This is a genomic window from Natrinema soli, from assembly GCF_028618695.1.
The window spans coordinates 1-6,427 of sequence record NZ_JAQIVI010000348.1; the positions used below are offsets into that span (position 1 = coordinate 1).

9 protein-coding genes and 2 pseudogenes are annotated in these 6,427 nt (G+C 61.3%); 10 read left to right on the top strand and 1 reads right to left on the bottom strand.

Going from position 1 to position 6,427, the window contains the following annotated elements:
- From PGX04_RS20005 to PGX04_RS20015, 3 genes and pseudogenes are all read left to right on the top strand, one after another.
- A pseudogene (locus PGX04_RS20005) lies at nt 1-640 on the top strand (Rieske (2Fe-2S) protein); the annotation flags it as partial.
- 68 nt (nt 641-708) lie between these two features.
- The gene (locus tag PGX04_RS20010; RefSeq protein ID WP_273740123.1) at nt 709-1,212 is read left to right on the top strand and encodes a DUF367 family protein; all 504 of its coding nucleotides are present in this window, start codon (nt 709-711) and stop codon (nt 1,210-1,212) included.
- 153 nt (nt 1,213-1,365) lie between these two features.
- A complete protein-coding gene (locus tag PGX04_RS20015; RefSeq protein ID WP_273740124.1) occupies nt 1,366-1,515 on the top strand; it encodes a 50S ribosomal protein L40e in 150 nt (49 codons plus the stop codon).
- Between the two features lie 105 nt (nt 1,516-1,620).
- On the opposite strand, the gene PGX04_RS20020 is transcribed toward PGX04_RS20015, so the two are convergent.
- Nucleotides 1,621-2,247 carry an MBL fold metallo-hydrolase gene (locus tag PGX04_RS20020; protein ID WP_273740125.1) on the bottom strand — a complete coding sequence of 209 codons (627 nt, stop codon included), beginning with the start codon at nt 2,245-2,247 and terminating at the stop codon, nt 1,621-1,623.
- A 242-nt stretch (nt 2,248-2,489) separates the two neighbouring features.
- On the opposite strand from PGX04_RS20020, the gene PGX04_RS20025 reads away from it, so the two are divergent.
- The 7 genes and pseudogenes from PGX04_RS20025 to PGX04_RS20055 form a co-directional block, all read left to right on the top strand.
- Entirely contained in the window at nt 2,490-2,996 is a 507-nt protein-coding gene (locus PGX04_RS20025) for an SHOCT domain-containing protein (RefSeq protein ID WP_273740126.1), read from the top strand.
- 133 nt (nt 2,997-3,129) lie between these two features.
- Nucleotides 3,130-3,444: a hypothetical protein gene (locus PGX04_RS20030; RefSeq protein WP_273740127.1), complete on the top strand. Its 315-nt coding sequence runs from the start codon at nt 3,130-3,132 to the stop codon at nt 3,442-3,444.
- Nucleotides 3,445-3,683: 239 nt separating this feature from the next.
- Nucleotides 3,684-3,878 carry a DUF5786 family protein gene (locus tag PGX04_RS20035; protein ID WP_273740128.1) on the top strand — a complete coding sequence of 65 codons (195 nt, stop codon included), beginning with the start codon at nt 3,684-3,686 and terminating at the stop codon, nt 3,876-3,878.
- Nucleotides 3,878-4,453: an endonuclease dU gene (locus PGX04_RS20040; protein WP_273740129.1), complete on the top strand. Its 576-nt coding sequence runs from the start codon at nt 3,878-3,880 to the stop codon at nt 4,451-4,453. Before PGX04_RS20035 ends, PGX04_RS20040 begins: the two co-directional genes overlap by 1 nt.
- Before the next feature lie 572 nt (nt 4,454-5,025).
- Nucleotides 5,026-5,622 carry a uracil-DNA glycosylase gene (locus tag PGX04_RS20045; RefSeq protein ID WP_273740130.1) on the top strand — a complete coding sequence of 199 codons (597 nt, stop codon included), beginning with the start codon at nt 5,026-5,028 and terminating at the stop codon, nt 5,620-5,622.
- Between the two features lie 139 nt (nt 5,623-5,761).
- Nucleotides 5,762-6,220 (top strand): hypothetical protein, encoded by a 459-nt coding sequence (locus PGX04_RS20050; RefSeq protein WP_273740131.1) that lies wholly within the window; start codon nt 5,762-5,764, stop codon nt 6,218-6,220.
- Between the two features lie 51 nt (nt 6,221-6,271).
- A pseudogene (locus PGX04_RS20055) lies at nt 6,272-6,427 on the top strand (imidazole glycerol phosphate synthase subunit HisH); the annotation flags it as partial.

Below are 6,427 nucleotides of genomic sequence, written 5' to 3' on the forward strand. Positions count from 1 at the left end.
CCTCGCGGCCGAAGTCGCACACGCCGCCGCGACCCGCGTCGCCCAGTTCGGCACCGCCAACGAGTTCGGCGACTGGAACACCGTCCACCACACGTTTACGTACGCCAACGCGGTCCACCAGAGCGCGCGGCGGACGGACGCGGTCGAACTCTACCGCGGCGTCTTCGACGCCGCACTCAACGTCTACCTCGACCGGTTCCTCAACACGCCGCCGACGCCGATCCCCGAACCCGGCGCGAACGAGACCGGACGCGACGCGGCGGCGATCCTCGAGGACCTTCTCGAAACCTTCGACAGGGAGGGCGCAGTGAACGAGGCGGGCCGACTCGTCGCCGAGTACTTCGACTGTGGCGGCGACCCCGCACGCCTGAAGCGAACGCTCGGTCACGGGCTCCTGCGCGAAGACGCCGGCTTCCACACCCTCCAGAACCTCGAGGCGGCGTTCCGCCAGTTCGATCTCGTCGCGAACGCGGCCGAATCGACCACCGGAACCGATCGCGACCTCGAGCACCGGCGACGAGTACCGTTGATCGCGACCGCCCGCTACATGGCCGCGCACTTCCCGACTCGTCGGCAGGCCGAGCAGACGTTTACGATCGCCGCGCGGCTCAACCGCGGGGAGGCGATCCACGACGAATAGGTCCGCCGTCCTCGGCGCTCGCCTCGCGTTCCGGGTTCCTTTTCTCCCAGCTTCACCTACCCCCTCCCGTGGAGTGTCACGTCTACTACGAGGGCGACGACGACCCCGAGAAGTGTACCGCGCGTCGCCTCGAGAAGTTCGATAAAGCGACCCTCTACCGGTCGATGGGGCAGGTGCCCTACGGGGTCGTCCTCAACCCCCACGCCGAGCGGGCGCTCTCGCCCGCCGACCTCGAGGAGGGGCTAGGAACGCTGGTCACCCTCGATTGCTCGTGGGAATCCGCCGAAGCGGCGTCGTTCGAGATGCGCGGCGTCCACCGGGCGCTCCCGTTCCTCGTCGCCGCGAATCCGATCAACTACGGGCGGCCGTTTCGGCTGACCACCGTCGAAGCGCTCGCCGGCGCGTGCTGCATCTTCGACGAGCGGGAACGGGCCGAGGACCTGCTCGAGCCGTTCCGCTGGGGCGAGACCTTTCTGACGCTCAACGAGGAGCCGCTCCGCCGCTACAGCGAGTGTACGGACTCGAGCGAGGTCGTCGCGGTGCAGGAGGACTATCTGGCCGACGAAGAGTGATCGAGTAACGGCGTGACGGATCGACGGCGACGATCGGCTTCTCTCCGCAACGCTCAGGGGATGGTTCATCATCAGCCGTCCGAGGACGGTTGTGAGAGACGAGCCCGCCAGTCGGATCACAGCGATTAAATGCACCACGGGCGAAGGCCGGGTATGGCCAGCTTCGACGCCGCTGAGAAACGGACGCTCGAGAAGATGATCTGCATGCGCTGTAACGCTCGCAACTCCCCGCGAGCCAACCGATGCCGGAAGTGCGGCTACAAGAAGCTTCGCCCCAAGGCGAAGGAAGCGCGCGCGGCATAATCCACCCGACCGCGACGGATCGGCCGGTTCGATCCGTTTTCTTTCGGTCTGCTATCGCAGTCGGAGTTACAACATTATCCGAGCAGCAGACGCTCGGAACGGCCGCTACTCGTCCGGATACTTCGGCTCCCGCTTTTCGGCTCGCTCGAGCGCCGTCGCCACCACGTCGCGCACGTCGCCGTGGAAGACGCCGCCGTGGCCCGCGTACATGTGCTCGACGCCAGCAGAGTGACTGCTATCGGGCATGCGCTCGAGGAGGTCTCGGATGCTCTCGATGAGTCGCTCGCGGGACTGACCGGCCATGTCGGTGCGGCCGAAGCTCCCGTACTCGAACGCGCCGTCGTCGTGGACGACCACGTCGCCGGAGAACAGCGACGAGTCGGAGACGAACGAGACGTGGTCGTCGGCGTGCCCCGGCGTGTAGACGACGTCGAAGTCCTCGTCGCCGATCCGGACCGTATCGCCGTCGTCGATTTCGTGCGTCCGCGTCGGGTGATCGTCGTAGGCGTACACCTCGGGATCGAACGCATCACAGACCGTCTCGAGCTGGGCGACGTGATCGCCGTGCTGGTGGGTCATGACGACGGCCTCGAGGTCGTCGGTGTGCTCGCGGATCTCGTCGACGACGCCGTCCATCGCACCGGCGTCGACCAGCGTCGTCCGATCGCCGACGACCAGATAGGCGTTGCACGTGAACGTCTCCGCGTCCTCGGTGACGTGGTGAACCTCCATACGGGGACACTCGCGGGCCGACGGCAAAAACGGTGCCCTCGATACCGTCGGAGCTCCCACCGAAATCCCCTGACGGACGTTATCGTTTCTCGAGCGACAATCGTTCAGCAGTAGTTGGTAAGACGATCTCTTTATTCAGAATGTAGTGCGAAATTGAGCCGTCCGATTTGGTAACGACACGTGCCTACTGACCAATCGCACCTTTCGGTGCATTTTATCCTTTTCGCACCCACCTGTTAGATATGGTCTCCCGGCACTGGCTGTATTTCGGTGGATTCGTAATTACTGGAATCCTGCTGGTCGGCGCGGGGTTGATGGGAATCGTCGATGGATTATCAGCACTCTCTGGTGGTGTCCCGGCGAGTGAGGAATTCATGCTGATAACGATGCTCGGAGCAGCGGCTGAATGGGTGCTGATCGTACTCGTCCTCGGAGTCATTACAGCAACGTTTCTCGCTGCATCGATTGTCTCTGTCCTCCGGACTGCGTCACTCCCTCGTGACGACAGGTTGGTTTCGATCGTTGAATGGCTCGAACGGGAGTACCCGCTTCTTCGCCGGTTCGATGTCTCCGAAGCGGTCGAACCAACGACCGAAGATCGGCGACGGCAACTCAAGGAGCAGTACGTCGAAGGCGAGATCAGTGACGCCGAATTTGAACGGAAGATGGACCAGTTAGTGGATGGTACCAACTCGAAGAGTAGGTCACGGTCTGGAACGACGATCGAAATCGACGAAAACTCACGATAACTCGTTGGTCTCTACTGCACGGCAACTACAGATGCGAACTGAACAGAAATCGACCCACCCTACTACTCAGAACAGTTATTCCATCTAAATCTAGGAAGAAGACTTTATATGAGAATATCCAATGGTAATTCGTATGGGTCAGGTCTATAATGAACTATACGAAGTAGTCTCGAATGTACAGCGTCGGCAACTGTTATTCGCCTTGCTGGAAGAGAGTCCGAAAACGGATTCACCAGAAGAACTCGATACTCCACCAAATGTTACGAAATTTGAGAAATTAAATAGAATCGAATGCCATCACGTTCATCTGCCGAAATTAGACGACTACGGGTTTATCAACTGGTTTCCTGAAATGAGCCACATAGAACGAGGACCTAAATTTGACGAAATTGAACCCACATTGGAATTGCTCGCGGAACATCATAAAGAACTTCCAGAAGGGAAGTGACCTGCCGGTACTCTCTTCGTCTGTACTTACCGCGATTTTCACGGAAAGTCTGAATAAAGAAACCGTGCTACGATCTACTGGTAGTGATACGGGTTATCTCCGAAACAGATCAATTACCACATTCTCAGCAGTCCTTCTTTCAGTGACGGATATACTGTGAGATCTAGCAGTTACGTTGCAGACACTGAGAGCGCCATTACCGCTGAATTTTTCAATCGGAATCCCGTAGGTAACACCGTATGGGATTCGGGAGCTACGACGAATCCGAACAGCAGGATGTCGACGCTGATTTTGACGACGAGGACGCAGTGGCATCGGAAGAGAACAGCCACGACGGAACGATCGAGTTCGAAAACGGCGCGTCCAGCGACGAGTTGCTCGACCGACTCAAAGCGATCAAAGACGACGGCGACGGCGACGAAACCGACGGCTGATGAAGTCCGGGGTGCGGGCGCTGGGCATCGCCGAATCGTACCGCGACGACCGGACCGACGGCCGAACCCGAAGTACGCTCGCCGGTGCCGTCGTTCGCGCCGATCGCGCGTTCGATGGGCTCGCGTACGGCCCCTGTCACGTCGGCGGCACCGACGGCACCGCCGCCGTCATCGACCTGATCGACGAACTCGAGCGGCCGGACGTCCGATACGTCCTGCTCGGTGCCATCGCCCCCGCCTGGTACAACCTTCTCGATCTGTCGACGATACACCGCGCAGTCGAACGACCGGTACTCGCCGTGACGTTCGAAGCGAGCACCGGCCTCGAGCCCGGTCTCCGTGACGCGTTTTCCGGAGCCGAACTCGAGGCGCGCCTCGAGAGCTACCGGGCGCTGCCGGAGCGACGCGAACTGTCGGTCAACGACGAGACCGTCTACGTCAGGTGCGTGGGGCTCGAGCCCGCTGACGCCGACGAGGTGGTCCGAGCGTTCACGCCCGCAGGCGGCCGCCCGGAGCCGATTCGAGTCGCGCGGGAGGCGGCTCGAGCGGCTGATTCGTACGCTCGATCCGTTTAGAAGCCCTCTCCCGAAACGAGCTCTCTCAGAGAGCGTGTGATCGTAGTTTTCCGCCGGTGCGATCGGTTTCGCAGCATCGAGTTCAGAATTCCATAGCCTTCCTACCAAAATTCTTTTCCTCTTCAGGATGGATTTAAATGGTGATGGATACTAGTACCGTTCTCCGTTACGTCGGTGTATTTCTCTTCGTCTATCTGGGGGGCCGCAGTTTGGGTCGTTATTTTCACCGGCGGAGAGGACTGGGTTGGGATAGTTTTCGATCCTGCATATGTATTGATCGTACTCGTCGCGTTAGGGATAGCTGGAGCAGGATACTGGGCCGGTGAGAAAATGGGATTCGGGGAGTGAACGGCGGAATCGGACCGGTCTCATTCGTCTACTCGTTGAGCGATACGTTCTACAGGTGCGGTTGATAGTTGTTCACGACTCACGAACAGTTCCCTGATACAGAGATCAAGCGACAGTCGGAAGGAGCGATAGCGGCTCCAAAAATCGATGCTTTCGTCTATTCGCCTCCTCCGAACGGCATCCAAAGGAGAAAGACGTAGTAGGTGGCCGTTCGAGCCACGACCATGGGAGAGATGGAGGATCTCTGCGTCACGGAGTGCACGCGCTGTCCGGCGCTCGTCGACTCTCGCAGTCGGATCGTCAACGGTACCGGACCAGACGATGCCGACCTGCTGTTCGTCGGTGAGGGCCCCGGCGCGAAGGAGGACGAGCAGGGCGAACCGTTCGTCGGTCGCAGCGGCACCGTTCTGGACGACGGGCTCCGAACCGTCGGCCTCGCACGCGAGGACGTCCGCATCAGCAACTGCGTGCGCTGTCGCCCCCCGGAGAATCGCGATCCGAAAAAGGACGAGCTGGCGAACTGTCGCGGCTACCTCGAGCGGGAGATCGATCGCCTCGATCCCGAGGTAATCGTCACGCTCGGGAAGGTGCCGAGCGAACACCTGCTCGAGCGGTCGGTCGCGGTGACCAAGGAAGCGGGCGATCTCGAGGAGATCCGGATCGACGGCGCGCCGCGGCGACTCCTGATCTGTGTACACCCGGCGGCGACGCTGTACGACCGCAGTCAGGAGGAGACGTTCGAGAACGCTCTCGAGCGGGCGGCGGAACTCGCGGGCGTCGCCGACAGCGAGGGCGGGCAGTCGCGACTCGACGGCTTTTGAACTGACGAGCGTACCATCGTCGGGAGGCGTCGATCGATGACCGCAATCGACGGCGAGACGGCGTGCTTCGACGGCTCGCTGGACGAGGGACGACAGTTCATCGAATATACTATAGTTCGTTGGGAAGTAGTGCTTGTCTATGCCCCAGTCCTCCGCTCCGGAATCCGCTGTCCCCGCCGACCCGTCGTGGCGGTATGGCGTCTACCTGTTTCCGCTCGGACCCCTTTCGATGCTCTGTTCCTACGGTGGGCTCTGGCTCTTCACTCGAGCGACCGACGCGGAGTCGATCGGCGTTGGGATCGCTGCCTTCGTCGCGACCGTCCTCGCTGGATGGCTGTCGTACCTGTTCGCCGCTATCGTTGCGATAGCGCTATCCATGGACGCACGTGCGCTTCGCGATCACCCGACGTGGAATTCCACCCCCTGGCTCGCGGTCGGGGCCGGACTCGTCCACTTTTCCGGGGCAGTACTGGCAGTTCCGTACCTGCTCTCGGTCCCGGCGATCGCGTACTACGTATACCGGCGGCGACAGCACGTCGGCAGTGGCGGCGGGCGCGGGTCGGCCGTGTCGGCACGTGATCGGCCGACACTCGAGTAGCAGGATTGCGCGAACGGTAACGCACTTCAACGCGCTCCACCAAGCACCAGTATGAGCACCGTTTCGTCTCCACAGGAGCAGTCCCTCGCCTCCGTCGTCATCGTCGACTACGGGCTGGGGAACCTCCGCAGTGCCACTCGCGGCCTCGAGCGCGCGGGTGCCGACGTCGAGATCACCGACGACCCCGCGGCGTTCGCGGCGGCCGAC

Coding starts and splice junctions, on each gene's coding strand:
- PGX04_RS20015 (WP_273740124.1), top strand. CDS start 1,366: ATGGCCAGCTTCGACGCCGCTGAGAAACGGACGCTCGAGAAGATGATC.
- PGX04_RS20020 (WP_273740125.1), bottom strand. CDS start 2,247: ATGGAGGTTCACCACGTCACCGAGGACGCGGAGACGTTCACGTGCAAC.
- PGX04_RS20025 (WP_273740126.1), top strand. CDS start 2,490: ATGGTCTCCCGGCACTGGCTGTATTTCGGTGGATTCGTAATTACTGGA.
- PGX04_RS20030 (WP_273740127.1), top strand. CDS start 3,130: ATGGGTCAGGTCTATAATGAACTATACGAAGTAGTCTCGAATGTACAG.
- PGX04_RS20035 (WP_273740128.1), top strand. CDS start 3,684: ATGGGATTCGGGAGCTACGACGAATCCGAACAGCAGGATGTCGACGCT.
- PGX04_RS20040 (WP_273740129.1), top strand. CDS start 3,878: ATGAAGTCCGGGGTGCGGGCGCTGGGCATCGCCGAATCGTACCGCGAC.
- PGX04_RS20045 (WP_273740130.1), top strand. CDS start 5,026: ATGGGAGAGATGGAGGATCTCTGCGTCACGGAGTGCACGCGCTGTCCG.
- PGX04_RS20050 (WP_273740131.1), top strand. CDS start 5,762: ATGCCCCAGTCCTCCGCTCCGGAATCCGCTGTCCCCGCCGACCCGTCG.